This window comes from Pseudarthrobacter sp. CC4, from assembly GCF_048957775.1.
Classification (GTDB): domain Bacteria; phylum Actinomycetota; class Actinomycetes; order Actinomycetales; family Micrococcaceae; genus Arthrobacter.
The window spans coordinates 157678-181815 of sequence record NZ_JARCCZ010000005.1 but is presented as its reverse complement, the minus strand read 5'-3'; the positions used below and the strand labels follow the sequence as shown (position 1 = coordinate 181815).

22 protein-coding genes and 1 pseudogene are annotated in these 24138 nt (G+C 68.1%); 15 read left to right on the top strand and 8 right to left on the bottom strand.

The features are described from left to right. Positions 1 to 186: 186 nt before the first annotated feature. Positions 187 to 414, bottom strand: a complete 228-nt coding sequence (locus PV768_RS06260) for a hypothetical protein (RefSeq protein WP_421092559.1) — start codon at positions 412 to 414, stop codon at positions 187 to 189. 515 nt (positions 415 to 929) lie between these two features. Here PV768_RS06260 and PV768_RS06255 point away from each other — a divergent pair. Continuing rightward, a complete protein-coding gene (locus PV768_RS06255; protein WP_421092558.1) occupies positions 930 to 1631 on the top strand; it encodes a GAF and ANTAR domain-containing protein in 702 nt (233 codons plus the stop codon). 141 nt (positions 1632 to 1772) lie between these two features. On the opposite strand, the gene PV768_RS06250 is transcribed toward PV768_RS06255, so the two are convergent. Beyond that, positions 1773 to 3749, bottom strand: a complete 1977-nt coding sequence (locus PV768_RS06250; protein WP_421092557.1) for an amino acid transporter — start codon at positions 3747 to 3749, stop codon at positions 1773 to 1775. A 236-nt stretch (positions 3750 to 3985) separates the two neighbouring features. Between PV768_RS06250 and PV768_RS06245 the strand changes: the two genes are divergently transcribed. Both PV768_RS06245 and PV768_RS06240 read left to right on the top strand, forming a co-directional pair. Continuing rightward, on the top strand, positions 3986 to 4210 hold the full coding sequence (locus PV768_RS06245) for a hypothetical protein (RefSeq protein ID WP_421092556.1): 225 nt from the start codon (positions 3986 to 3988) through the stop codon (positions 4208 to 4210). 130 nt (positions 4211 to 4340) lie between these two features. Continuing rightward, complete coding sequence (locus PV768_RS06240) at positions 4341 to 4604, top strand: GlsB/YeaQ/YmgE family stress response membrane protein (protein ID WP_139030225.1); 264 nt, start codon at positions 4341 to 4343, stop codon at positions 4602 to 4604. 86 nt (positions 4605 to 4690) lie between these two features. Here PV768_RS06240 and nhaA read toward each other — a convergent pair whose 3' ends face one another. Continuing rightward, positions 4691 to 6043: a Na+/H+ antiporter NhaA gene (gene nhaA / locus PV768_RS06235; RefSeq protein ID WP_421092555.1), complete on the bottom strand. Its 1353-nt coding sequence runs from the start codon at positions 6041 to 6043 to the stop codon at positions 4691 to 4693. Between the two features lie 188 nt (positions 6044 to 6231). Between nhaA and PV768_RS06230 the strand changes: the two genes are divergently transcribed. The 3 genes from PV768_RS06230 to PV768_RS06220 all read left to right on the top strand — a co-directional run bounded on the left by PV768_RS06230 (position 6232) and on the right by PV768_RS06220 (position 8442). Then, complete coding sequence (locus PV768_RS06230) at positions 6232 to 7008, top strand: CHRD domain-containing protein (RefSeq protein WP_157241351.1); 777 nt, start codon at positions 6232 to 6234, stop codon at positions 7006 to 7008. 21 nt (positions 7009 to 7029) lie between these two features. Beyond that, the gene (locus tag PV768_RS06225; protein ID WP_323056786.1) at positions 7030 to 7716 is read left to right on the top strand and encodes a sortase domain-bontaining protein; all 687 of its coding nucleotides are present in this window, start codon (positions 7030 to 7032) and stop codon (positions 7714 to 7716) included. A gap of 69 nt (positions 7717 to 7785) precedes the next feature. Continuing rightward, the gene (locus PV768_RS06220; RefSeq protein WP_421092554.1) at positions 7786 to 8442 is read left to right on the top strand and encodes a hypothetical protein; all 657 of its coding nucleotides are present in this window, start codon (positions 7786 to 7788) and stop codon (positions 8440 to 8442) included. A gap of 45 nt (positions 8443 to 8487) precedes the next feature. On the opposite strand, the gene PV768_RS06215 is transcribed toward PV768_RS06220, so the two are convergent. Next, a complete protein-coding gene (locus tag PV768_RS06215; protein ID WP_421092553.1) occupies positions 8488 to 9156 on the bottom strand; it encodes a PAS and ANTAR domain-containing protein in 669 nt (222 codons plus the stop codon). Between the two features lie 275 nt (positions 9157 to 9431). Between PV768_RS06215 and PV768_RS06210 the strand changes: the two genes are divergently transcribed. From PV768_RS06210 to PV768_RS06195, 4 genes and pseudogenes are all read left to right on the top strand, one after another. Beyond that, a complete protein-coding gene (locus PV768_RS06210; RefSeq protein ID WP_421092552.1) occupies positions 9432 to 9767 on the top strand; it encodes a heavy-metal-associated domain-containing protein in 336 nt (111 codons plus the stop codon). Between the two features lie 17 nt (positions 9768 to 9784). After that, positions 9785 to 11957, top strand: a pseudogene (locus PV768_RS06205) (heavy metal translocating P-type ATPase). Between the two features lie 99 nt (positions 11958 to 12056). Continuing rightward, positions 12057 to 12626, top strand: coding sequence for a hypothetical protein (locus PV768_RS06200; RefSeq protein ID WP_421092551.1), 570 nt, complete (start codon positions 12057 to 12059; stop codon positions 12624 to 12626). A 75-nt stretch (positions 12627 to 12701) separates the two neighbouring features. Continuing rightward, positions 12702 to 13322 carry a DUF305 domain-containing protein gene (locus tag PV768_RS06195; RefSeq protein ID WP_157241343.1) on the top strand — a complete coding sequence of 207 codons (621 nt, stop codon included), beginning with the start codon at positions 12702 to 12704 and terminating at the stop codon, positions 13320 to 13322. A 253-nt stretch (positions 13323 to 13575) separates the two neighbouring features. On the opposite strand, the gene PV768_RS06190 is transcribed toward PV768_RS06195, so the two are convergent. Then, positions 13576 to 14793 (bottom strand): FAD-dependent oxidoreductase, encoded by a 1218-nt coding sequence (locus PV768_RS06190; RefSeq protein ID WP_421092550.1) that lies wholly within the window; start codon positions 14791 to 14793, stop codon positions 13576 to 13578. A 141-nt stretch (positions 14794 to 14934) separates the two neighbouring features. Between PV768_RS06190 and PV768_RS06185 the strand changes: the two genes are divergently transcribed. The 5 genes from PV768_RS06185 to PV768_RS06165 all read left to right on the top strand — a co-directional run bounded on the left by PV768_RS06185 (position 14935) and on the right by PV768_RS06165 (position 20683). Beyond that, positions 14935 to 15597: a low molecular weight phosphatase family protein gene (locus PV768_RS06185; protein WP_421092549.1), complete on the top strand. Its 663-nt coding sequence runs from the start codon at positions 14935 to 14937 to the stop codon at positions 15595 to 15597. A 208-nt stretch (positions 15598 to 15805) separates the two neighbouring features. Beyond that, positions 15806 to 16927, top strand: coding sequence for an LCP family protein (locus PV768_RS06180; RefSeq protein ID WP_157241337.1), 1122 nt, complete (start codon positions 15806 to 15808; stop codon positions 16925 to 16927). A 188-nt stretch (positions 16928 to 17115) separates the two neighbouring features. Then, positions 17116 to 18792: an alkaline phosphatase D family protein gene (locus tag PV768_RS06175; RefSeq protein ID WP_421092548.1), complete on the top strand. Its 1677-nt coding sequence runs from the start codon at positions 17116 to 17118 to the stop codon at positions 18790 to 18792. A 183-nt stretch (positions 18793 to 18975) separates the two neighbouring features. Next, complete coding sequence (locus PV768_RS06170; RefSeq protein ID WP_321216290.1) at positions 18976 to 19761, top strand: histidine phosphatase family protein; 786 nt, start codon at positions 18976 to 18978, stop codon at positions 19759 to 19761. Then, positions 19745 to 20683: an NAD(P)H-hydrate dehydratase gene (locus tag PV768_RS06165; protein ID WP_321214290.1), complete on the top strand. Its 939-nt coding sequence runs from the start codon at positions 19745 to 19747 to the stop codon at positions 20681 to 20683. The genes PV768_RS06170 and PV768_RS06165 overlap by 17 nt, the downstream gene beginning before the upstream one ends. A gap of 243 nt (positions 20684 to 20926) precedes the next feature. Here PV768_RS06165 and PV768_RS06160 read toward each other — a convergent pair whose 3' ends face one another. The 3 genes from PV768_RS06160 to PV768_RS06150 form a co-directional block, all read right to left on the bottom strand. Then, the gene (locus PV768_RS06160; RefSeq protein WP_157241333.1) at positions 20927 to 21349 is read right to left on the bottom strand and encodes an Hsp20/alpha crystallin family protein; all 423 of its coding nucleotides are present in this window, start codon (positions 21347 to 21349) and stop codon (positions 20927 to 20929) included. A gap of 484 nt (positions 21350 to 21833) precedes the next feature. Further along, positions 21834 to 23447 carry an FAD-dependent monooxygenase gene (locus PV768_RS06155; protein WP_421092547.1) on the bottom strand — a complete coding sequence of 538 codons (1614 nt, stop codon included), beginning with the start codon at positions 23445 to 23447 and terminating at the stop codon, positions 21834 to 21836. Further along, positions 23444 to 24010 (bottom strand): hypothetical protein, encoded by a 567-nt coding sequence (locus tag PV768_RS06150; RefSeq protein WP_321214293.1) that lies wholly within the window; start codon positions 24008 to 24010, stop codon positions 23444 to 23446. The genes PV768_RS06155 and PV768_RS06150 overlap by 4 nt, the downstream gene beginning before the upstream one ends. Between the last annotated feature and the right edge of the window lie 128 nt (positions 24011 to 24138).

Below are 24138 nucleotides of genomic sequence, written 5' to 3'. Positions count from 1 at the left end.
ACGGCGCTTTTCCTGCTGCTGCTCCTGGCCGTCGCGGCCGTGGGGGGGGCGCGGGGGCCCCCCCACCTTTCTTGCTGCAAGGCATTAGAGGCGGGCCGGTTCCAGGTGGTGGTGCTTGCCTGCGCGGCGCCATCAATGCTCGCGGCGCCCATCGCCGTCGTCCTTGGAACTTCGGCGCCCTGGCCCCTACAGGGGGGAGGAATCCTGAACGGCCGGCGCGCCCGCCCGGCCCGATGTGCCCCAGCCTTGTGCGAGGCGCTCGTAAACCAGGTCCAGCAGCTCAGCGGCCCTCTGGTTCACCCGCCGCGAATCATCCAGGCTCCGGTCCAGCCGGGCTATCTCCGCCCGCAACTCGGCTATGTCCGATGCGGCTACGGCCAGGCGCAGGTGGACCTCTTCGAGCGGGTCACTCATCGGCTCGTGATGGTGCATAGCCTCAATCAAAGGATCATTCATGGCAGCGCCCTCCGTTGTGTCGGCGGGGCAACAGCACGCTGGGTGACGGGCTTTGCTTACCGCCAAAGAAGAATATAAAAGCACACTTACCAATGCCCGGGAAGGCTTGCCCGGGATCAAGGCCTCTGCAAGCCCCCGCCGCTGCATCCGGTGCACTCTCCATGGCCGCCACCGGGCGGTGCTCGCCTGTACTTCCCCTTTTGTGACGCGTAATCTCGGGAGTGTGACGGGATCCATTTCCAGTCCCCTCCCGGCCCCCTGCACAGGCCTCCCGGAGCAGTCGCTGTAGTAAACCGGCGGCACACGGTGCAGAAGCGGAATGGGCCCACCATGGCAACCTCGCACTTCCAGCAGTTCCTTGACCACGCCGCGGTTTTCGATCCGTCCAGCGACGGCGGCCCGGGCCCCCGTCTGCCTCTACAGCGACCCGGCTGCCACGTGATGCCGCCCGGGCGGAGCCAGGAGGTGGCCGAGTGAGCCGCCTTCCCCTCGACGACCTGACCGCGGCTGTGGCGCGCATCCGCGGGTTGCTCTTGAGCCAGGAGAAGGCTGACAGGGCGGTCAGCCTTCTGGCCCAGGCGATCAAGGAAACCATGCCGGGCGCACCCGGAACAGGGGCCTCGCTCCTGGATCCGGCCGGCGGCCTGATCAGCAGCGGCTCCACGGATGCCGTGGTGAGGCAGGCCGACGCCGCGCAGTACGAACTGCGTGAGGGCCCGTGCCTCATGGCGTGGGCAGCGGAAGAAGTGGTCATCGTGCACGACGTCCACACGGACGGGCGGTGGCCCCGCTGGGCCTCGGCCGTTGCCGGGCTGCCCGTCCGCTCCGTGGCCAGCGCGCCGCTGCTGGCAGGAAAGGATTCGATCGGAGCCTTGAAAATCTATTCAGCCCTGCCCGGGCAGTATGACGAAGACCGCGGCCGCACCCTGGCCCTGTTCGCCGGAGCAGCGGCGACTCTTGTGGCCCACATCCAAGGCAGCGAGGCGCCGCTTCGGATGTCCGAACAGCTCAAAGCCACGTTGGCCAGCCGGGACACCATCAACCGCGCCTGCGGGGTGCTGATGGAACGCCACGGCATCACCCATGACCAGGCACTCCAACAGCTGATCCAGGACGCTCGGGCGGCCGGTGCCTCTTTGGTCCAGATCAGTGAAAAGCTGGTCGAGCGAGTATGAGGTCCAGGCATACCGGGGGGCCTTCTTTCCCTCCCGTCCACCGAGCCCGACCTGCCGGCCGGGGCGGCGAATGAGCTGATCCGCGGGGCTCCCCGGAGTGACAACCGTCCCCCGCCAGGCAAGTCCGCGCGTCGCTTACCGTCACCCGACATGGACCCAGGGGCGCCTGGTGACGTCCGGAACGGCTTCCCGCAGCACTTCCCTGGTGACTGTAGCGATTTCGCCTTCCCCGAGAAACAGGAACCGCAGAAGGTTGGTGATCGGGTTGCCCTCCGTCCAGCGGAAGTAGATGTGCGGCATCAGCCCGGTGACGTCCCTGATGTGGAGCAGGACGGAGGCGATGGTGTTCGGGACCACGGGCCCGTGGACTTCGAGGACGTTGTAGCCGTGGCGGGTCACACCGCGGACAAACAGTTCCGTTTCGAAATCGGAGGAGTCATCGACGATCACTTCAAGGAACAGCGGCTCGTGTTCGACGGGCAGGTGGCTGACGTCGATGGCTGAGGCGAGCTTGTGCCGGTAAGCCTCTGCCGATTTCCGCAGAGGCTCGTGGGCGATGATGGCGATGGGGCCTTCGAGGGTGCTGGACATGAATTCCAGGGCCTGCTGGTCCAGGTGGACACGGGTTGCGTGCAGCTCAAAGGAGCGCCCGACGCGGGACAGCAGGGAAATCACGATGGTGCCGAGAACGAAAACCCCGGCGATCCTGATGCCCTCGGGGCGTTCGAAGACGTTTGCAATGGTGGTGTACGTGAAAACCAGGGCGATTGCGCCGAACCCGAGGGCGCGTCCCCGGCGGCCCCCTCGCTGCGCGGACAGCGTGACGGCGACCGCTGCGGACGTCATGAGCACCAGGACGCCGGTTGCGTACGCGCCGCCCTGCGCGTCGACGTCGGCGTCAAAGAGGTAAGTGATGAGGAAGCTGACAAGGGTGAACACGAGCACAAGCGGGCGCACGGCCCTGGCCCACCCCGGGGCCATGCCGTAACGGGGAAGGTACCGGGGAACCAGGTTCAACAGGCCTGCCATGGCAGAGGCGCCGGCAAACCACAGGATGGCGATGGTGCTGATGTCGTAGATGCTCCCGAAGCCGACGCCGAGGTATTCATGGGCAAGGTAGGCCAAGGCACGCCCGTTCGCCTGGCCGCCGGGCTGGAATTCCTGCTCCGGAATCAGGACGACGGTGATGAAGCTGGTGGCGATGAGGAACCCGCTCATGATCGCCGCGGCGCCGGTAAGCATCCGCCGCGTTCCCTTGATACGGCCCGCAGGATGTTCTTCGGTGTCGTTCTCGTCGCCCCTGACCTGGGGCATGACCGCAACGCCGGTTTCGAAGCCGGAAAGCCCCAGCGCCAATTTCGGGAAAACAATCAGCGCGACTGCCACCGCCATGAGCGGGTCCCCGTGGGAAGTCAGCAGGGTGGCCCACCAGTCGCCGACGACGACCGGTTGGGTGGAGATTTGAACCAGCGAGGCGCCCACCACCACGGCATTCAAACCGAGGTACAGGACCACCAGGACCACCGCGACGGCGATGGCTTCCTTGAAACCGCGCAGGAAGACGGCGCCCAGCAACGCCAGAAGGAACAGGGTGACAAGGACGTTCTGTCCGTGCAGCCAGTCCGGCACAACCGGGTTCTCAATCACATGGGCGGTGGCGTCTGCAGCGGAGAGGGTCATGGTAATCATGAAGTCGGTGGCGGCGAAGCCGAGCAGGACCAGGACCAGAAGCTTGCCGCCCCAGCTGGGCAGCAACCGCTCGAGCATGGCGATGGAGCCTTCCCCGTGGTGGCTTTCGACGGCGACCCGCCTGTAGACGGGCAGGGCACCCAGCAACGTCACGGCGACCAGCACCATTGTGGCGACGGGCGAAACGACGCCGGCAGCGAGCGCGGCAATGGCAGGCTGGTAGCCAAGGGTGGAAAAATAGTCGACACCCGTCAGGCACATGACCTGCCACCACGGATGGACCTTCCCGTGGGAGGACGCCGCCACGCCGGGGCCAAGGTGGGTGCCTTTGCTGTCCTGGAGCCCGAACAGAAGCCACAGCCTGAAGGCTTGCATTCCCCGCGGCCGCGGCGCGGAGGGATCAGCTGGCGGCCTGCTCAACGTGGTCATGGCATTTCCTTCCACGCTGCCACTGCACTGGTTCATGCCGAAGCTAGCACCGGGCAAAAGCGGCGGAGCAAGGAGGGACCGTTTATTAATGGTTCCTTTACACGCCGCCGGCCAGGCCTCCAGCCGGCACCCGCCCCGGCCCCCGAAGGTCACAGGAAAAATACTCGATTGAAACAATTCAGCAACCTTGCCACGGCATGCTGTGCATACGGGGACACAACAGCAGGAGGCGCATCATGGAGGCACGTAAAGTTCTCACCGGCCAGCTTCGGATCGGCGACCAGATCGAGGCGTGGCACAACGGCAAGCTATTCCACCGCGGGCGGGTGACCGACGTCGTACCCGCCCTGGAACTGTTCTGGATCCTGGACGCGAGGACGGGCGCGCGGAAGCTGCTGGACCCTGAGGCACTGGAGATCCGGCAGGTGGAGGAGCAGGCCAAGCCGCTGGCCCCGGCCTGATTTCCGCCCTTGTGACGGTGCCGTCCCGGCCAAAGGGACGGCACCTGCGCGTGCATAGAATGGACCCATTGCGGCACCGCTGCGGCAGTACGGGCGTCACCCGCCCGCAACCACCCCGAAGGAGCACACCGTGATCGGATTCATCGTTGCAGGCCTCATCATCGGCGCACTTGCCCGCCTCATCAAGCCGGGCAAGCAGAACCTGGGCCTGCTGGCCACCCTCCTGCTGGGCCTTGCGGGCTCCGTCATCGGCGGCGTGGTGGCTTCGCTCCTGGGCACCGGGGACATTTTCGAGCTGAACTTCCTGGGCTTCATCGTGGCCGTCATCGCCTCGGTGCTCCTGGTGGGAACGGCTGAAGCGGTGGCCGGCCGCCGGAGTTCAGTACGCCGCTAAGGCCTCCCCACGGCCATATCCAACGCGGGGTCACGCCGCGCCCTGACCGAGCGGTCAATTGGGCGCGAAGTGACCCCTTGCTGGTGTTAGGCCCTGCCCTGGTACACGTCCGGGATGCCGTCCTGGTCGGCGTCCACCTTTTCCAGTTCTTCGGCCACCCGGTAGTGCCGGTTCCGGGTCTTCAGCACGGCCGTGGCCAGCAGGGCGGCGAGCAGGGACGCGGCCAGGATGCCCACCTTGGCATGGTCGTCCTGCAGGGTGCCCTGCCCAAAGCTCAGCTCGGCCACCAGCAGGGACACCGTGAAGCCGATGCCGGCCAGGAGTGCCACGCCGAAGACATCGATCCACTTGAACGAGGTGTCCAGCTCCGCCCTGGTGGCCTTGGTCAGGACCCACGTGGTGCCCAGGATGCCGATCGGTTTGCCCAGTACAAGCGCCGCGATGATGCCCAGGGCCACCGGGTCCGCGAGCGCTGAAGCCAGTCCTTCCAGGCCGCCCACCGCCACGCCGGCGGAAAAGAACGCGAAGACGGGTACCGCGATGCCCGCGGAAATGGGCCTGAACCGGTGCTCGAAGATTTCCGCCAGGCCTGGCCCTGCCTCCGGGCCGCCGCCGGCCTGTGACCGGATGACGGGGATGGCGAAGCCCAGCAGGACCCCGGCGACGGTGGCGTGGATGCCTGAGGCATGCACCAGCGCCCAGGTGACCGCGCCCAGGGGCAGCAGGATAAACCAGGATGCAAGGACCTTGCGGCCGAAGAAGTAGCGGAACTTCTGGGCCAGGAACGCATAGATGGCCAACGGAATGAGGGCCAGGAGCAGCGGCACGGGCTGCAGGTCGCTGGTGTAGAAGAACGCGATGATGGTGATGGCGATGAGGTCGTCCACCACAGCCAGCGTCAGCAGGAAGATCCGCAGTGCGCTGGGCAGGTGTGAGCCGATAATGGCCAGCACAGCCACGGCGAAGGCGATGTCCGTGGCCGTGGGGATGGCCCAGCCGCGCAGGGTTTCAGGACTGGTGAAGTTGATTGCCGCGTAGATGAGCGCCGGAACCAGCACGCCGCCCGCGGCTGCGGTAACAGGAACTATCGACTTGCTGATCTGGCGAAGATCCCCGGCAACGAACTCGCGTTTGAGCTCCAGGCCCACCAGGAAGAAGAAGATGGCCAGCAGTCCGTCCGCTGCCCAGGCGCCGAGGCTGAGGTCAAGGTGCCAGGGCTCGTAGCCCACCTTGAAATCGCGGAGGGCGAAGTAGCTGTCCGACGCCGGCGAGTTGGCCCAGAGGAGGGCGATGAGCGCAGCGGAGACCAGCAGGGCCCCGCCCACTGTTTCCTTGCGGAGAATCTCCCCGATCCGGAGCGCCTCCGCGTAGCTGCCGCGGGAAAAGACCGCGGGCTTCCGTGGCGGAGAAGGGGGCGTAATCGGCGAGGGATGGTTCATAGGGGCTCCCGGCATCTGGGTTCGACAAAATCATGCCGACCAGACTTCCCGGCGCACCTTTGTCCATCCTACAGGGGCTGCACTGTGCGCCATTTCACTTTTTTCCCATCCGAAACAGGAGCGGCGCCGAATCACTCCTGTCCCTCAACTGGGACAACCATGTCACTTGTATGAGGAGATGCTTTCCGATGAACAAGACACTTCGTTACCTCGCTGTTCCCACCCTCGCTCTGGGGGCCCTTGCCCTTTCCGGAGCCCCAGCCATGGCCCAGGACGGCGCTAACCACTACCAGTCCACCCTGGGCCAGATCAACGGCAGCGCAGGCTCGGGCAGCATCACCCTTGATGTCACTGGCAACCAGGCCCACGTTGTCCTCAAGGTTTCGGGCCTGCCCGCCACCTTCATGGATGCCCCGTACCCGCACGTTCAGCACATCCATGGCGGAGCCCAGGGAACCTGCCCGGGCCCTTCTGCCGACAAGGACGGCGACCAGGTCATCTCCACCACCGAGGGCGCCCCGTCCTACGGCGGCATCGTCACCACCCTTTCCACCAGCGGCGACACCAGCCCCGCCGCAGGCCTTGACCTGAAGGTCGGCGGCCAGGGCGCCGCATACACCGTCGACCGCACGTTTGAACTGAATGCCGAGACCAAGGCGGCCCTCCAGGCAGGCACCGCCGTGGTGGTGGTCCACGGCCTTGACCCCGCAACCCTCAGCGCAGCCGGCCAGGCGGCAAAGAGCGACCTCGCACCCACCCTCCCGCTGGCTGCCACGTCCCCGGCCCTGTGCGGGACCCTGGTGGCCGGACAGATGAAGATGCCGTCAGGCGGCGCTGACACCGGCATTCCCCAGGAAACCGGCACCGGCACCGCAGCCCTCGCGGCGGGCGGTGGCCTCGCCCTGGCTGCCCTCGCCGGCGGCGCCTACGTGGCACGCCGCCGCAACTCCGGATCAGCCGCGTAACTACAGGCTGACTGGATCACCGTGACTGACACGAATTCCGGCCGCCGCGGGGGCGTTGGGGCCTCCACGGCGGCCGGGCTTCTGCTCGCCTTGGCCCTGGGCGGCTGCGGCTCCGGCATGACCGGAACGTCCGACGCCGGCGCCCCACCTTCCGCGGCCGTCGACTCTCCCCCGCCCGCCCCGGCTGCAGCGGCACCTTCCGTGTCCACCCCCGCAGCGGCCGTGCCTCCTGCCGCAGGACCTGCGGCCCTGGCCCGGTCCGAGCCGGTTACCCTGGAAATACCTGCCATCGGAGTGCGGACCGACCTCCTGAAACTCGGCCTGCGGGAGAACGGATCACTTGAGGTCCCCCAGGACAGCGGGAACGGTGCCCCGGCCAGCTGGTACAACGGATCCCCCACCCCTGGCGAACGCGGACCATCCGTCATTCTGGGCCACGTCAACTCGCCCAACGGACGCGGCGGCGTCTTCGCGGACCTCCGCAAGCTGGTCCCCGGGATGGACATCGCCGTTTCCCGCGCTGACGGCAGCACGGCCGTCTTCACCGTTGACCGCGGTGCGCTCTACGGCAAGGACAGCTTCCCCACGCTGGAGGTCTACGGAAACACCTCCGGCCCCGAACTGCGGCTGATCACCTGCGATGGCTACGATCCCGCCACCGGGCTCTTCGACGACAACTACGTGATCTATGCCAAGCTCAAAGCCTGACCCGCTTCCAGGCAAACACCCACCTACGGCCGTAGGATCCGGAACGGATGCGGCCAGGACGGAAGAGCCATGACTAAACGCTTCCCACTGTTCGCCGCCCTGGCACTCTCTTCCCTGCTGCTCGCAGGCTGCGCGGCGGCGGCGGGGTCGACGGAAGCCGGGGCGGGAGCGCCGTCGTCGAACACCCCTGCCCCCGCCGCCGCGCCATCGGGTGCCTCGCCCTCGCCTCAGCAGGACGGCCACGCCGGGCACCACGGCGGCGGCCCCGCGTCCCCGCGGGACGCCAGCAGGGGACCCAGCGAGGCAGCAAGGATGGTGTGCGGGGACCAGCCGATGGACCGGCTCACTGCGATCCTTGACCTTGGGGATGCCCCCCATACTGTCGAAACATGGGCGGACAGCACCTTCACGTGCATCTACCACCTGGACGAGGGCGCCCTGGAAATCTCCGTCAGGGAGGCGCCGGACCAGGCGGCGGCGCTGACGTACTTCGACGCCATGCAAGCCCTTGCGGTCGGCGCCGTGCCCATTGATGGACTGGCCAACCTCGGTTTTCCTGCCTACGAGACCGCTGACGGCTCAGCAGTGTTCCAGAAGGACAACTTCGTGCTGCAGGTGGACGCATCAGGCCTGCCGGGAACCGTGGGTCCGGATGCCGTCAGCCGCAACGCCCTGGCCTACCAGCTGTCCACCACCATCCTGGCGTGCTGGGTGGAACACCACTAGCGGCTCGCGCTTTATCCCAGCGGGCCGCGTGTCCCGGGAAACCTGCTAGCCGGCCCGCTGGCGAACCGGCTTCCGCTGCCCGTCCATCGCAATGGCCTTCACAGCCGTTTCCAGGTAGTTGCGCGATTCCGCGGAGTTGGCCAGCTGCACGAGCTCCGCGGCGACCACCACCAGCTTCACGTTCCGGTGGCTGCTGGTGCTGACCAGCATCTGGAAGGCATCCTCCGACCCCATCTTCAGCTGGCCCATGAGGATGCCGCGTGCCTGGTCAATCACCGTGCGGGTGGAGGTCGCCCCGGCCACCGCATCCCGCGCCGTCTGCTCGGTTTCGCGCTGGAGCGTCGCGGTGAGGTCGATCATCACCCCTTCCAGGGCTGTGACCCTGCCGTCGTGCACGATCCCGTCGCCGGAGGTCAGAACACGCCGGGTCCGCCCCTGGGCATCGATAACGCGGTGGTACATGCAGAAGTAGCCGCCGGTCCGGACAACCTGCGCAACAATCTCCTCGCACCGGGGCCTGTCCTCGGGATGCTTGTGGGAGAACAGCAGTTCGAGGGTGGGCACAACTTCGCCCCGCCGGTATCCGTGCAGCTGGAACATGCCGTCGGACCAGTGGATCTTCCCCGACCCAAGATCCACGTGGAAGGTTCCGGCACCGCAGGGGCTGTCCCCCAGCGCGCTTGAGTAGGTGTAAGGGCCACGGAGTTCCGTCACGGGCCACCCCCCTTGTAGCAGTCGTCCGCGGGCCGTCGGCACGCACTGCTCCAAGTATTGCCGCCCGGAGACGCGCCGGATAGTGCCCATAGCCCCTTTCCCCCGGCCGGGGAACAGGCAAAGAGCTTGACCGCTATACCCCCTAGGGGTATATTCAAGGTGTTGTCAGTGAAGTGGTATGTCCCGGCCGGTGCCCGCACCGCCATCACAGCCGTTCAACCCCAGCACCCTGCTACTCCAGCAAGGAATCATCCTTCACAAGGAATGGAACTGACATGTTTGACATTGAAAACCGGACCGCGCTCCCCCTGGCCTCCAGTGCCGGCTGCAGCTGCTGCTCCCCTGCCGCACACGCACACAAGGCGCCAGCCGCCGTCGTAATTTCCGACGCCGGCACAGGCTCCCGGCGGACGTTCGCCGTTGAGGGCCTCACCTGCGGCCACTGCGTCCAGACCGTCGAGAAGGCCGTCTCCGCCCTTGACGGCGTTGAATCGGCATCCGTTGACCTCGTACCGGGCGGCCGTTCCGGCCTCACCGTGACAGGCACCGTTTCGGACGCGGCGGTCCGGCGGGCCGTCACCTCGGCCGGGTACTCCCTGGCTTCCAACTGACTTTCCCGCCGGGGCTGATGGCCCCGGCTGCGGCGTCCTCCAAGGAGGAACATATGGAACACCTGCAGGATCACCAGCACATGCACCATCACGACGACGGCCCCTCACGCGGGACCCTCACCAAACCCGCGGCTCCCCCGGCTGCCGGCGGGCCGGGCGGCCACGCCCGCCACGACGACGACCACGCCGTCCACACCCACGGGCAGCACGCCGGGCACAGCACGGCCATGTTCAAGAACAGGTTCTGGCTCACGCTGGCGCTGTCCGTCCCCGTGGTCTACTTCAGCCCCATGGTGGGCCACATCCTGGGCTACATGGTGCCCGCTTTTCCGGGATCAGCCTGGATCCCGCCCGTCCTGGGCACCGTCATCTTCCTCTACGGCGGCCAGCCGTTCCTGAAGGGCGGGCTGCAGGAGCTGAAAGACCGCCGGCCGGGCATGATGCTCCTGATCGCCATGGCCATCACCGTGGCGTTTGCGGCCTCCTGGGTTACCAGCCTGGGCCTGGGCGGGTTTGACCTGGACTTCTGGTGGGAGCTGGCGCTGCTGGTGGCCATCATGCTGCTGGGCCACTGGATCGAGATTCGCGCCCTGGGGGCGGCCCGGGGCGCCCTGGATTGCCCTCGCCGCGCTGCTGCCCGACGAAGCCGAACGGATCACAGGCACCGGAACGGAAACCGTTCCCGTCTCCGAACTCCGGCCCGACGACCTGGTCCTGGTCCGCTCCGGCGGCCGCATGCCGGCCGACGGAACGGTGGTGGACGGGCAGGCGGAATTCGACGAGTCGATGATCACCGGCGAATCGAAGACCGTGCCGCGCGGCCCGGGCGATCCCGTGGTGGCCGGAACAGTCGCCACGGATACCAGCGTCCGCGTCCGGGTGACGGCGGTTGGCGAGGATACGGCACTCGCCGGCATCCAGCGCCTGGTGGCCGAGGCGCAGTCATCGTCCTCTCGGGCCCAGGCGCTGGCCGACCGTGCCGCGGCCTTCCTGTTCTACTTCGCTGCCGGCGCAGGCGTCATCACCTTTGCCGCGTGGACCCTGATGGGCAGCATCCCGGAAGCCGTGACCCGCACCGTCACCGTCCTGGTCATCGCCTGCCCGCATGCACTGGGCCTGGCCATCCCGCTGGTAATAGCCATCTCCACGGAGCAGGCTGCCCGCGCCGGGGTCCTGATCAAGAACCGGATGGCGCTGGAGCGGATGCGGACCATCGACGTGGTCCTCTTCGACAAGACCGGCACCCTCACCACCGGCGAGCCCCAGCTGGTGGACGTTGCGTCCGCTGACGGGGTGGGGGCAGACAAGCTGCTGGCCCTGGCCGCCGCGGTCGAGTCGGACAGCGAGCACCCTGTGGCCCGGGCCATCGTCCGCGCAGCCCGGGAACGCAACCTGGCCCTGCCTGCCGCCGCCGGCTTCACCTCGCTGACCGGCCGCGGCGTCCGGGCCTCTGTGGACGGGCGCACCGTGCACGTGGGCGGGCCCGCGCTCCTGCGCGAGCTTGGCGCCGTCGAACCCACCGCCCTGGCCCGGTCCACCGGCGGGTGGATGGACCGCGGCGCTGCCGTCCTGCATGTCATTGACGACGGCGGCCGCGTGCTGGGGGCCGTCAGCCTCGAGGATGCGGTGCGGACGGAGTCGCGGCAGGCGGTTGCTGCCCTGCAGAACCGCGGTGTGAAGGTCGGCATGATCACGGGCGATGCCCGGCAGGTGGCGCAGGCCGTGGCCGCGGACCTGAAGATCGATGAGGTGTTCGCGGAAGTCCTGCCGGCGGACAAGGACAAGAAGGTGGCCGAGCTCCAGGCCCGCGGGCTGAAAGTGGCCATGGTGGGCGACGGCGTCAACGACTCGCCGGCGCTGGCACGCGCCGAGGTGGGCATCGCGATCGGCGCCGGCACGGACGTCGCCATGGAGTCTGCCGGGGTGGTGCTGGCCGGGAACGATCCGCGCGCAGTGCTGTCCATGGTGGACCTGTCCCGGGCCAGCTACCGCAAGATGTGGGAGAACCTGGTGTGGGCCACGGGCTACAACATCCTGTCCGTGCCGCTGGCCGCAGGCGTCCTGGCGTTCGCCGGCGTGGTCCTCTCCCCGGCCGCGGGCGCGGTCCTGATGTCCGCATCCACTATCGTGGTGGCTTTGAACGCCCAACTGCTCCGGCGGGTGAAACTCAACCCGTCCGAGGTACGTTGAACGTGCAGGAGCGGCCCTGGTGAAGACCCGGTCCGGCAGAAACCAGTCCAGCAGCAACCTGTTCCGCAGCAACCTGTTCCGCAGAAAGGAGGAAGCAGCATGACCGCACGCACCCGCGTCCTGTCGGCCGCACTCCTCCGCGCGGGACTGCTGGCTGCCGTCCTGGCCATCGTGGCCGGGATCTTCGGAATGCACGTCATGACCGCCCACTCGTCGCACGCGGGGCACGCCGCCGTCGTCCAACCCCAGGCGGCACAACCTGCCGCTGCACAACTCCCCGGCGGGCACTCCGCCGGGGACGCCGCCGTCGTGCATTCCCTCGCCGGGGACACAGGCGGGCACCCCGCCGTCGGGCACCTGGCCGGGCACCCCGCCGTCGAACACCCAGCCGTCGAACAGGGCTCAGGACAGGCTCACGGCGCCGCTGCCGGATACCAGGCCGCAAGACCAACTTTTTCGGCCGCAGAATCCTGCAGTTCCGGCTGCCCGGGCGCGCAGGAAGCCGGCGCGCCCTGCATCCCGCTGGCCAAGACCGCTTCGCTCGCCGTTGTCCCGCCCCAGGCCGGCACCGCCGGGCCCGCGCCCACAGCCATCGCCCGGGGCGCCGTCGGGTACTCGTACATCCCGGCAAGCCCCACACCCTGCGACCTGTCCATCAGCCGGACGTAAGCGGACTGCGCCGCGTGGCTCTCCACGCATGAATTGGCCCAGTTCACATTACTTCCCTGAAGGACACCCCAAAAAATGAACACGAACCTCAAAACCCTTACCATCGCCGCTGCCCTGGCGGCCTCGCTCGGCCTTGCCGGGTGCGCCGCCGGCTCCGGAAGCTCCGGCGGAAACACCATGCCCATGAACCACGGCAGCTCCGGCCCCATGGCCAGCATGATGCCGGACGCCAGTGCGGACCATAACCAGGCGGACATCATGTTCTCGCAGATGATGATCCCGCACCACGCGCAGGCGGTGGAGATGAGCGACATGATGCTCGCCAAGCCGGACCTGCCCGCGGAGGTCACCGCGCTGGCCACCAAGATCAAGAACGCCCAGGCGCCCGAGATCGAGACGATGACCGGCTGGCTCAAAGAGTGGAACGTGCCCGTCATGATGTCGGACCACTCGGGACACGGCATGGGCGGCATGGTGGACTCCCAGGGCCTGGAGAAGCTCAAGGCCGCGCAGGGAACGGAAGCCGTCCGGCTTTTCCTGGAGCAGATGATCGGACACCATGAGGGCGCGATCGACATGGCAAAGCAGGAGATCGCCGCCGGCAAGCACGCCGGGTCCATCCAGCTCTCCCGGGATATCGTCACGTCCCAGGAGGCTGAGATCGCCCAGATGAAGGAGATGCTGGCCGCGCTCTAACCTGCCCCTCCCTCCCGACCCTCTCTCACTTAACGGTCCATCTTGGCCGACGCTCTCTCACTTGACGGGCCATATTGGCCGATGCTCTCTCACTTGACGGGCCATCTTGGCCGACGCTCTCTCACCTAACGGGCCAAATTGGCCGATGCTCTCTCACTTTCCTTACGAAAGTGAGAGAGCATCCGCTGGAAAACCGCATTAAGTGAGAGAGCGTCGGTTTGGGACGGGACGCAGGGGCCGGCCCTCGTTGCAGTCAGGCGCCGGGCCTGACGTGCTCGGGACGGATTCCGACGCCGATGAACCGGGCAGTCATCCGGCGCAGCAGGGGCGAGGCGAACCGGAGGAGCCCGACGAACCAGCGCGGCGCGACACTGTTGCCGGCGGTTGCCCGGACAATGGCCTTGTGCCCGTTGCGCTGGAGCAACTGCATCACCTTCACCGGCTTCTCCCTGCGCCGCTGCACCGCCGCGAGCTTTCCGGCCGGCGCGGCCCCGGCTGCAAGGTCCCCGGAGATGGCGTTGAACAGCGCAACGGCATCCTGGATGGCGAAGTTCACGCCAACGCCGAACATCGGGGACATCGCATGGGCGGCGTCGCCGATCGCGATGAAGCCCGGACGGTACCAGCGGCGGAGCCGGTTGATCTGGACCGAAAGGAGCTTGATCTGGTCCCAGTCCACGAGGGTGGTGACGACGGGGCGCAGAACAGGAGCCGCGTGGCTGATCCTGGCCCGGAGCGCCTCCAGCCCTGCCGCACGAAGCTCGTCGTACCCGCCCTTCCGGATGACCATGCCCGACTGGTACCTGTCGCCGCGGTCGATGGTCAGGACCATGCCCTGGCGGGAGATGTAGCCGAGGGTTGCCGGCGGCGGTTCCGGCGGTTTGGGCAGGCTGAACCAGAGAACGTCGATGGGCACGCCAAACTCGTCGGGAGTCATCCCGGCCGCGGCGCGCAGCCCGGACGCCCGCCCGTCCGCAGCTACGGTGAGCGTCGCACGGATCTCAAGGTCGTCGTCCTCTGTCGCCGCCCGTACGCCGCGAACCTCGTCCTGCTCGACAATGAGGCCGGTGGCTTCGGTGAGCATGCGCAGCTCGAAGTTGGGAAACGCCAACGCCTCGCCGGCCAGGAAGTTCAGGAAATCCCACTGCGGCGCCAGGACCAGGAAGTTGTCGGGCTCCGGGAGGGTCCTGAAGTCCACGATGCTGAAACGCCGGCCGTCCATGACGACGTCCATCGCGGGCAGGCGCGTGAGCGGCAGCTGCAGGAATTTTTCCCGCAGCCCGAGCTCGCCCAGCAGTGTCACGGTGGAAGGATGCACGGTGTCGCCGCGGAAGTCCCGAAAGAAGTCGGCATGCTTCTCGAGCACTGTGACGCGCAGCCCCGCGCGTGCCAGCAGGTAGCCGAGCACCATCCCGGCCGGTCCGCCGCCGGCAATGACGCAGTCACGCCCGATAACTTTCTCCACGGTCATATCATCGTGCCTCCTGCCCGGAAAGGTGAGAGAGGGTTCCCCAAAAACCCGCATCAAGTGAGAGAGGGTCCGGGTGATGCGTGTTAAGTTGAAATCCGCGGGCTGGACGGTCTGCGCACCGGCTGGAAAGAGAAAATCCCCTTGGACACGTCCGAACCAGTAAAAATCCTGACCGTCTGCACAGGCAACATCTGCCGCTCGCCGGTGGCCGAGCGGCTGCTGCAGGCGGGACTGGACCAGGCGGTGCCGGGCGGTTTCGTTGTGGCCAGCGCGGGCACCCGGGCCATGGTGGGCGACCCCATGCAGCCCCTCTCCGCGGACATCGTCCGCACCTTCGGCGGGAACCCGGACAACTTCGCCGCCCGCCAGCTGACCCCGAAGATCCTCCGCGGCGTGGACCTGGTGCTCACCATGACCTCCGCACACCGCGGCGAGGTGCTGCAGCTGGACGCCGCCCTCCTCAAACGGACGTTCACCATCCGCGAGTTCGCCCGCATGCTCGACGTCCTGGTCCAGCGCGCCGCAGCATCCGGGGGCAGCGCGCCCGCCAGGGATGATGACGACGACGGCGGCTGGCTGGGCGCCAACACCGCCTTCTGGAAGAGCCTCCCGGCACGGGCCGCAGGGGTGCGGCACCTGTCCCTGCCCGCCGACGCCGCCGAGAACGACATCGTCGACCCTTACCGGCGCGCGCCCGAGGTGTACCGGCAGATGGAGGACGAACTGGCGCCCGCGATCGTCTCCATCCTCCGCCACGCGCGCCTGAACGCACCGGCTCGCGGGACAGGCGCGGAGTCGCCGTAGCGTTCGGGCGGTCCCGCACCTCTCCGGCGACCCCGGCACTTCTCCCGGCGGCGACGTTCCCGCCTGACCGCGCTGCCGCCGTCGTAATCAAGCGTGATTCGTCTGACCCCGTCAGGCGACGCAAGGTGACAGTTTGGACAACTTTGTAGCCAGCAGGGCCTCGGCTGGCGGACACTGATCCCACCCATTCACAAAGAGGTGAGGCACAATGAGCACGCCTGACGGTTCTGACCCCTCCGGCCCCAACGCATCCGGGCCCGCCCCCGGTCCCCACAACGGCAGCTGGGTGGCGCACGGCCGCCGGCGCTGGATAGCCGCACTGCTGGCGCTGGTCCTGGTGGCCGCCGCCGTCGTCGCAGTCATCAGCCTCAACCGTTCCGGCACGGAGGCGCAGCCCGCCGCGACGCAGAGCGAATCGCCGTCCCCGTCGGCAACCCCCTCGGAAACTCCCTCCGAAACGCCGCCGCCGGCCCCTGCTCCCCCGCCGCCGCCCGAGCCGATCCCGGAGCTGCCTGCGGCGCCCATGAACGTGCTGGTCATCGGCAGCGACAGCCGTGCCAGTGCTCGGGACGCCGCAGCCCACACGGCGGCAACCGGCGAGGCCATGGACCACCGGTCGGACACCCTCATGCTGGTCCACGTCCCCGCCGACCGCAGAACCCTGTACATCATCTCCATCAACCGGGATACGTGGGTGGACATCCCGGGCTTCGGCGGCGCAAAGATCAATGCCGGGCTGCAGTACGGCGGCATCGACATGACCACCCAAACGGTGCAGTCACTGTTCGGGATCACCATTGACCACACCGTGATGCTGGACTTCCACGGCTTCCGGGGCATGGTGGACGGGCTGGGCGGGATCGACGTCAACGTGCCCATTCCGTTCCAGTCCACGCACGACACGGGGCACGTCTTCGGTCCGGGCGTGAACCACCTGGACGGGCAGTCCGCGCTGGAGTTCGCCCGGGAGCGGTACGCATTTTCCGACGGCGACTTCCAGCGCGTGCGCAACCAGCAGATCCTGCTCAAAGCCATCCTGGCCCGCCTGACCGGCGGGGGCGGCCTGAACGACGTCAACGCCGTGCGCGGTCTGGTGGATTTCGCGTCCTGCTGCCTGACCGTGGACCGGGGCTTCGACCCCGTGCAGGCTGCCATCCTTGCCTACAGCCTGCGGAACCTGGACGTGAACGCGATCGGCACCATGACCCTGCCCACGGCGGGCTCCGGATTCATCGCGGGCCAGTCGGTTCTGTTCCCGGATTACGGGGCGATCAACGCCGTTGGGGCTGCGCTGCGGGAGGGGCGGATCGGGGAGTTCGCGGTTCCGTAGCCGGCTGAGGCCGCGGGCATTGGCGGACGGGCGGGCCTGCCCCGCATGAGCGGTGCCGGGCAACGCCGTTCCTGCGGTCGAGGGCCGCTCGTCCGGCTAAGGGGCCCACCTGGCTGTTCAACCGGGGCTCACCCGGGGTTCACCGGCGGGAAAACGTCTGTGCGCCCGGCCCCTGGAGGCTGGACGGCATGACTGACATTTCACGCCGCACCATCGTCAAGGGATCCGTCCTCGCTGCCGCACTGGCAGCCACACCCGCCGCCGCCCAGGCCGCCACAGTGCAGTCGCCGGCCGGCGTCGCGCTGGTCCGGAACCGGCTCACCCTGCCCAGCGGCATCGCCACCGGCGACGTCACCTCCGATTCCGCCGTCCTGTGGTCACGTTCTTCCGGTGCCGGGCGGATGACCGCGGTGCTGCGGGCCGTGGACGACGGCGGCGAGGTCCTCCGCGGCCGCGGCGCCTTTGAGCGCGTCCTCCGCGGGCCCCGCGCCACCCAGGCCTCCGACTTCACCGCCAAGATCCACGCCGGGAACCTGCCCTCCAACACGCGCTTTGCACTGGAGATCAGCTTCGAGGACGACGGCGGCGCGGCCGGCGAGACTGTCAGCGGCAGCTTCCGCACGGCTCCCGACGCCGGGACGTATACCGGCAACGGCCGCACCGGTGACACAAGCAACGGCGGCGAGGTGCCGGCGTCGTCCGCCCAAAGCTTTGTGTGGACGGGCGACACCGCCGGCCAGGGCTGGGGCATCAACGAGGAAATCGGCGGGATGCGCGGCTACCGCGCCATGCACCAGACCCGTCCGGACTTCTTCATCCACTCCGGCGACACCGTCTACGCCGACGGCCCCATCACGGAAACCGTGGTGGAGAAGGACGGGCAGGTGTGGCGGAACCTGGTCACGGAGGAGGTGTCCAAGGTGGCCGAGACGCTCACGGAATTCCGCGGCCGGCACCGCTACAACCAGATGGACGCCAACATGCGGGCCATGTTCGCTGACGTCCCCGTCATCGCCAACTGGGACGACCACGAGACCACTAATAACTGGTACCCCGGCGAGATCCTGGACGATCCCCGCTACACCGTCCGCGACGTCAACACCCTGGCAGCACGGGGCCGGCAAGCGTGGCAGGAGAACATGCCCATCGCCGATTCCTCGGCCCTGTGGCGGCCGGGTACGTTCGACGACGCCGGCCAGTACCAGCCCGCCCGCATCTACCGGAAGATCAGCCGCGGCCCGCAGCTGGACATCTTCTGCCTGGACATGCGGACGTTCAAGTCCCCCAACACGGACGGCAAGGAGCCATACGCCACCTCGATCCTGGGCCAGGAGCAGGTGGACTGGCTGATCCGCGAGGTGACCAAGTCCAAGGCCACCTGGAAAGTCATCGCTGCCGACCTGCCGCTGGGCATCATCGTGGGCGACGGGCCGGTCAACCAGGAAAGCGTCTCAAACCGCGACGCCGGTGCACCCCTGGGCCGTGAGCTTGAGATCGCCGGGGTATTGAGCGCATTCAAGCGCAACCAGGTTAGGAACGTGGTGTGGCTGACCGCCGACGTTCACTACTGCGCCGCGCACCACTACTCCCCTGAGCGTGCGGCCTTCACCGACTTCGACCCCTTCTGGGAATTCGTGGCCGGGCCGATTGCGGCGGGTTCATTTGGACCGAACAAGATGGACGGCACGTTCGGGCCCGAGGTGGTGTTCTCCAAGGCGGGCAAGTTCGCGGGAGAGTCACCGCGCAACGGCGAGAACCAGTTCTTCGGTCACGTGCAGCTGGGCGAAGACAACACTTTCACGGCAAGCCTGCGCAATGCCAATGGCGCCACTGTGTTCTCCAAGGTGCTGACGCCGGAGCGGTAAGCCGAGGGGCATTTCCGCGCCTGATCCGGACAGCCGCGCCCCGGGCCCCGGGAGCGGGTGTCCGAATCGGGCGCGGATTTCCGTTGCGGGCGCGAGATGCCGGCCGCCGTCACCCGTTATTTTCCCCGCCCGCTGGGTACGCCGCTGGTAGTGTTCCTGCAATCGGAACGGCACGCAGACGGGGTGATTCTCTTGAACGACGACGGGCTGACAGAGGCTGTGCAGGAAGCCGGGGCGGTGGAACTGCTACTGGTCCGGCACGGCGAGAGTGAAGGCAACGTTGCCGCCACCGAGGCCCGGGAGGCAGGGGCGGCGGTCATCGCCGTGCCGGCCCGCGACGCCGATGTGAACCTGTCCGACATTGGGCAGGAGCAGGCCAAGGCCCTGGGCGCGGCCTTGGCCCGGACCGCCGAGGAGTTCCGGCCGGACGCCGTGGTTTCCTCGCCCTATGCACGTGCCCGTCAGACGGCGGAAATCGCCGTGGAGGTGGCGGGCTGGCCCGTGAAGGTGCGCACCGATGAACGGCTCCGGGACCGCGAACTGGGCATCCTGGACCGGCTCACCCGGCTGGGCGTGGAGCAGCGTTACCCGGACGAGGTGGAACGCCGCGAATGGCTGGGCAAGCTGTACTACCGGCCGCCGGGCGGGGAATCCTGGGCGGACGTGGCCCTCCGGCTGCGCTCCGTCCTGGCGGAACTGAACAACCTCGGCACCGGGCATCGGGTGATGCTGGTGTGCCACGACGCCGTGATCATGCTCTTCCGGTACGTGCTTGAAGGGCTGAGTGAAGCAGAACTCCTGGACCTGGCGGCCACCACCTCGGTCCTGAATGCCTCCCTGACCCGCTATGTGCGGCCCTCCGGCGCCGGCCGCTGGACGCTCGAAAGCTTCAATGTCGCGGACCACCTGACCGAGCAGGGCGTTGCCGTGACCGAACATGCCGGGGACGCCAGTGTCCACCCGCGGTGAGGCGGGCGCGGCCGGGGCCGCGCAGCCAGCCCTGGTGACGCCGTCGCTCCTGCGCGACTGGCCGCTCCCTGCCGCCGGCGAGGACAAGTACTCCCGCGGATCGGTATTGGTGGTCGGCGGGGCCCGGGCGACTCCCGGTGCCGCCCTGCTCTCCGGTGCTGCCGCCCTTCGGGCCGGCGCCGGGAAACTCACCCTGGCCGTCGCGGAATCGGTGGCTGTCCACGTGGGCGTCGCGCTGCCGGAGTGCGGGACAGTGGGCCTGCCGGAAACCCCCGGCGGGTCCGTAACGGCCGAGGGACTGGACCTCATTGCCCCGTACCTGGACAAGGCAGATGCCGTGCTGGTGGGTCCGGGCCTCGATGACCTGGACCTGGCCGAGGAGCTGCTCCGGGCGCTGCTCGGGCGGGAGGCCGCCTCCGGGAAAGGGAACGACGGCGGAGGTCCCGCCGTCGTCCTCGATGCCTACGCTTTGGGTGCCTTGGCCAACGTGGAGGACCAGTCCGGTCCGTGGAAGGGGCGCCTGATCCTGACGCCCAATCCCAAGGAGGCTGAGATCCTGCTTGGCCGCGGGCTGGAGGACCTGCCGGCTGATGTCGCGGAGATTGCCGAACGGTACCAGGCGGTGGTGAGCTGCCAGGGCCTGATCGCGAGGCCGCCGGGTGATGCTCCGGAAGAGGCGGAGCTCTGGAAAATCACCACGGGGTACGGCGGGCTGGGGACCTCAGGCAGCGGGGATGTCCTGGCCGGTGCCATCGCCGGCCTTCGCGCCCGGGGAACCAGTGAAGCCCAGGCTGCGTGCTGGGGCACCCATCTTCATGCGGCTGCTGCGGACAGGCTTGCCAGCCGGCTGGGACCCCTGGGCTTCCTGGCGCGCGAACTCGCGGACGAGCTGCCCGCGCTGATGCTGGAACTCAACACCTGATCCCTCCAGGTTAAAAGCAACGCGGGGTCACTTACGGTCCATCCGACGGGGTTTTTTGCGCGATAGGTGACCCCGCGTTGCTTTCTCCGGATATGAGACGGCCCCCGGCCGAAGCCGGGGGCCGCCATACCGGGAAGTGCGGGTGTAGGCTGCCGGTGCGCTTTAAGCGCTGTGGCGTGCATACTGTGCAATCCGCCCTAAAGGCAGTCAGCAAATCCCCGACTTTCCGATCCTGTGTTGAAGCTAGGCGGCAATCTCTTGCTTGGCCCCCTTCGTCTCAATTTCAATCTTGCGCGGCTTGGCCTTTTCGGCGACAGGAATCCGCAGCGTCAGGACACCGGCGTCGTACGTAGCCTTTACGTTGTCAGTATCCAGGGTGTCCCCAAGGATCAGCTGGCGGCTGAACACGCCGCGCGGCCGCTCGGAGGCGATCAACTCGGTGTCCTTGCCTGCAGTGTCGGGGCGCTCGGCCCGTACCGTCAGGACGTTCCGTTCCACATCCAGATCCACAGAATCCAGTGCGACGCCGGGCAGATCAAAGGCGACGACAAATTCCTGGTCCTCCCGCCACGCGTCCATCGGCATCGCTGCCGGGCGCGCCGCCGTGCCGAGGACCTGCTGGGCCAGCCTGTCCAACTCGCGGAACGGATCAGTTCGCATCAACATGGCTTCCCTCCTCGTAAGAGACGGTCCAACACTTTTCCGCATCAGCCGATCTGTATTGGCTGATATAGATTTTTTATCACTGGGGAATCAGGTCTGCAAGGGGTTCCGAAGGGTATTTTTGAAGTTTTTTGCGGCCTCGCGGGACATGGGTGAGGGGCCCATCGCGGTACGCGAAAGGCCCCTCAGATGCTGGTTGTCAGCTCCGCGTCGGGTCCGGCCGCAGCGGTGCCGGGCCCGGATCCGGCACCGGCAGCGGGCCCGGGGGTTCCGGTGCGGGGAACGGATTGGGAGCCGGCGGGCCCGGGTGGCCGGGGTGGGCTGGATCTGGCTGGTCCGGGCCTGGTTCCGGCGGGAACGGCTCGGGCTCGTGCACTGGCGGGATGGTCATGTGACGTTCCCCTCTCACGTTTGATGGACGTGCCTTGGCGTGAACAGGATACGCCCGCCGCCTCAAGCCCACTAGGCCGGCGGCCCGCCGTTCCCGTCAGTCCGGGACGGCACCCACCAGCCGGAGCCAGGCGCGCAACTGGTGCAGGTCCGACTCCCCGCAGCGGAAACCGACATGGCCGTCCGGGCGCACCGCAACGATGCCGCGGCCGGGATGGCTGCTGAGCCGATGCACATGGACCTTGCGCCCTGAAAACGCGAGCTCCGCGCCCGCCGCATCCCAGCCGGCATCATGCTCCAGCAGAATGTGGACGCCCGGCGCGGCCGTCAGCTCGTGAAGGCGGGCGGGCCGCCCGCCGGTGGCTGCCGGCGCGTCCGGCAGCCGGTCCCCCGGCCGCGGCCACCGCGCTGCGGGCGGGGTGCCCTCCAGCGAGATGCCGCTGTTCCGGTAGCGGACAAAAGGCTGTGCCAGCAGCCTGATGCCGGCAGACGTGAGGCGCCGCCGGCGCAGCAGCACCGGCAGCAACGGCGCGGAAACCGGAAGGAGGCCGCGGAGCAGGCGCGCAAGGGGGTGGGGTGACGCTTCCCCGAAAAAGATGACGTGGGTCAGGGCCAGCACGCGCCGGGCAGCGAGGCGGCGCTCGTAGTCATAGGAGCCGAGCAGTTCCGGGTGCGTCCCGCCGTCGGAAGCGAATCCAAGCTTCCAGCCAAGATTCAGCGCATCAAGGATGCCGTTGTTCATCCCCTGGCCGCCCGCCGGCGAATGGGCGTGCGCGGCGTCTCCGGCCAGGAACAGGTTCCCGCTGCGGAACCTGCTGGCCACTCGGTGCTGCAGGCGGACCTGCGCGGACCACCGCACGTCCCGCACCGTCGCCTCCAGCCCCGACTCCTGGACGAGCCGGGCCACTTCCCCCGCCGGGACTGCCGGCCCCAGCTGCCCGAACGGGCCGGCGGCATGCGGGTCTGCCGTGCGGGTGGCGAGCAGCCGCCACGTGGCGCCCTCGCCCAGGGCGAAAAGGAACGCAAGCCCCGCGCTTCCCACAGCGACATGGAGGAGGCCGGGGTCCAGCGGGCCATCGAGCTCCAGGTCGGCCAGGACTGCCTCCACCCGGTACGGCGCCCCGCTCCACTCGGCACCGACGAGCCCGCGCACGGTACTGGATTGCCCGTCGCATCCGGCGAGGAAGCGGCATTCGTGCTGCTCCAGGCCCTGTTCGTGCGGGTTGCCAAGGGTCCGGTTCGCCCCGGGGAAGTGGCCGTCCGCCAGCCGCAGGTCGGCGCGCAACGCTCCGCCCCTGCCCGGGAAGGCGGCGAGGCCACGGAACTCAACGCCCCAGTCCACCGGCACGTCCCGGGCTTTGAGCGCGCGCCACAGAACGTCTTCGACGTCGGCCTGACGGACCAGCGTCAGGTGCGGGAAGGCCGTGTCCGGAAGGTCGGCGTGGCCAAGCCTGGCCTGCACCACCCGCTTGCCGAGGTGGATGCGTGCCTCCGGGGTGGTGTCCGCCCGGCTGAGCAGTTCGTCCGTGACACCCAGCGGCCGGAGTCCCTCGAGTGCGCGGGCGTGGAGCATCATTGCCCGGGAGGGGCGCACCCGTTCCGCCCGCCGGTCGACAATGCGTACGGTGGCTCCGTGGGCATGCGCCTGGAGCGCAGTTGCCAGGCCGGCGGGACCGGCGCCCACCACCAGGACGTCGCTGTGGACGGTCATGGGTGGCCCAGGAGCCGCCACCAGGCCGGGCCGGCCCCGGCGGCGGCAGCTTCCATCCGGGCCGGGTCTGCGAGCACCTCATCCCGGCGCAGCCCGGGCAATACTTTGTACCTGATCGAGCCCGGGACGCTCACCAGTTCCAGGACCCGCCACAGGGATGCCGCGTAATGGTGTGCCCTTTCCGCGCCATCCCATTCGTAGAAGCCCCGATACACTCCGCGGTCGTCATGCGCGCACCAGAGCTTTGACACGAAACCAGGAAACCCGACGAAGAGCGGCGTGTTGAGCAGGCTTTCGGCTTCGAACAGGCGGTGCGCCCTGCCCCGCACCAGCCTGAGCCTGAAGGCGACAACGAGGGTGCACGGCTCCCCGGGTGCGGCTCTGACGGCCGTTTCCCGGTACACCCGCGACGTGCTGCCGTCCGCGAACTGCAGGACGCGTCCCACGTTTTCCCCGGGCAGGTGGACCTGCCGCCGGGCCAGCATCACGAAGCTCCTGCCCACACACCCGGCCACCGCCCGCCAGGCCTGGGCCCTTGGGGCCGGACCTTGCTCGCTGGACATTGCTGCTCTCCTTCCGCGCCCTTGGTGTCCGTCCGGTCTGTCCCTCCACTCCCTCCACCGTCCCGCACACCGGTCCCCGCCCCTAGGGTCTTTGGCCCTTTTCCGCCCCGCACCGCTGCCGCGCGCAC

Excerpts from the sequence above, each read along its gene's own strand:
- PV768_RS06260 (WP_421092559.1), bottom strand. The coding sequence starts at position 414 with ATGAGTGACCCGCTCGAAGAGGTCCACCTGCGCCTGGCCGTAGCCGCA.
- PV768_RS06250 (WP_421092557.1), bottom strand. The coding sequence starts at position 3,749 with ATGACCACGTTGAGCAGGCCGCCAGCTGATCCCTCCGCGCCGCGGCCG.
- PV768_RS06245 (WP_421092556.1), top strand. The coding sequence starts at position 3,986 with ATGGAGGCACGTAAAGTTCTCACCGGCCAGCTTCGGATCGGCGACCAG.
- nhaA (WP_421092555.1), bottom strand. The coding sequence starts at position 6,043 with ATGAACCATCCCTCGCCGATTACGCCCCCTTCTCCGCCACGGAAGCCC.
- PV768_RS06230 (WP_157241351.1), top strand. The coding sequence starts at position 6,232 with ATGAACAAGACACTTCGTTACCTCGCTGTTCCCACCCTCGCTCTGGGG.
- PV768_RS06220 (WP_421092554.1), top strand. The coding sequence starts at position 7,786 with ATGACTAAACGCTTCCCACTGTTCGCCGCCCTGGCACTCTCTTCCCTG.
- PV768_RS06210 (WP_421092552.1), top strand. The coding sequence starts at position 9,432 with ATGTTTGACATTGAAAACCGGACCGCGCTCCCCCTGGCCTCCAGTGCC.
- PV768_RS06200 (WP_421092551.1), top strand. The coding sequence starts at position 12,057 with ATGACCGCACGCACCCGCGTCCTGTCGGCCGCACTCCTCCGCGCGGGA.
- PV768_RS06195 (WP_157241343.1), top strand. The coding sequence starts at position 12,702 with ATGAACACGAACCTCAAAACCCTTACCATCGCCGCTGCCCTGGCGGCC.
- PV768_RS06190 (WP_421092550.1), bottom strand. The coding sequence starts at position 14,793 with ATGACCGTGGAGAAAGTTATCGGGCGTGACTGCGTCATTGCCGGCGGC.
- PV768_RS06180 (WP_157241337.1), top strand. The coding sequence starts at position 15,806 with ATGAGCACGCCTGACGGTTCTGACCCCTCCGGCCCCAACGCATCCGGG.
- PV768_RS06175 (WP_421092548.1), top strand. The coding sequence starts at position 17,116 with ATGACTGACATTTCACGCCGCACCATCGTCAAGGGATCCGTCCTCGCT.
- PV768_RS06160 (WP_157241333.1), bottom strand. The coding sequence starts at position 21,349 with ATGTTGATGCGAACTGATCCGTTCCGCGAGTTGGACAGGCTGGCCCAG.
- PV768_RS06155 (WP_421092547.1), bottom strand. The coding sequence starts at position 23,447 with ATGACCGTCCACAGCGACGTCCTGGTGGTGGGCGCCGGTCCCGCCGGC.
- PV768_RS06150 (WP_321214293.1), bottom strand. The coding sequence starts at position 24,010 with ATGTCCAGCGAGCAAGGTCCGGCCCCAAGGGCCCAGGCCTGGCGGGCG.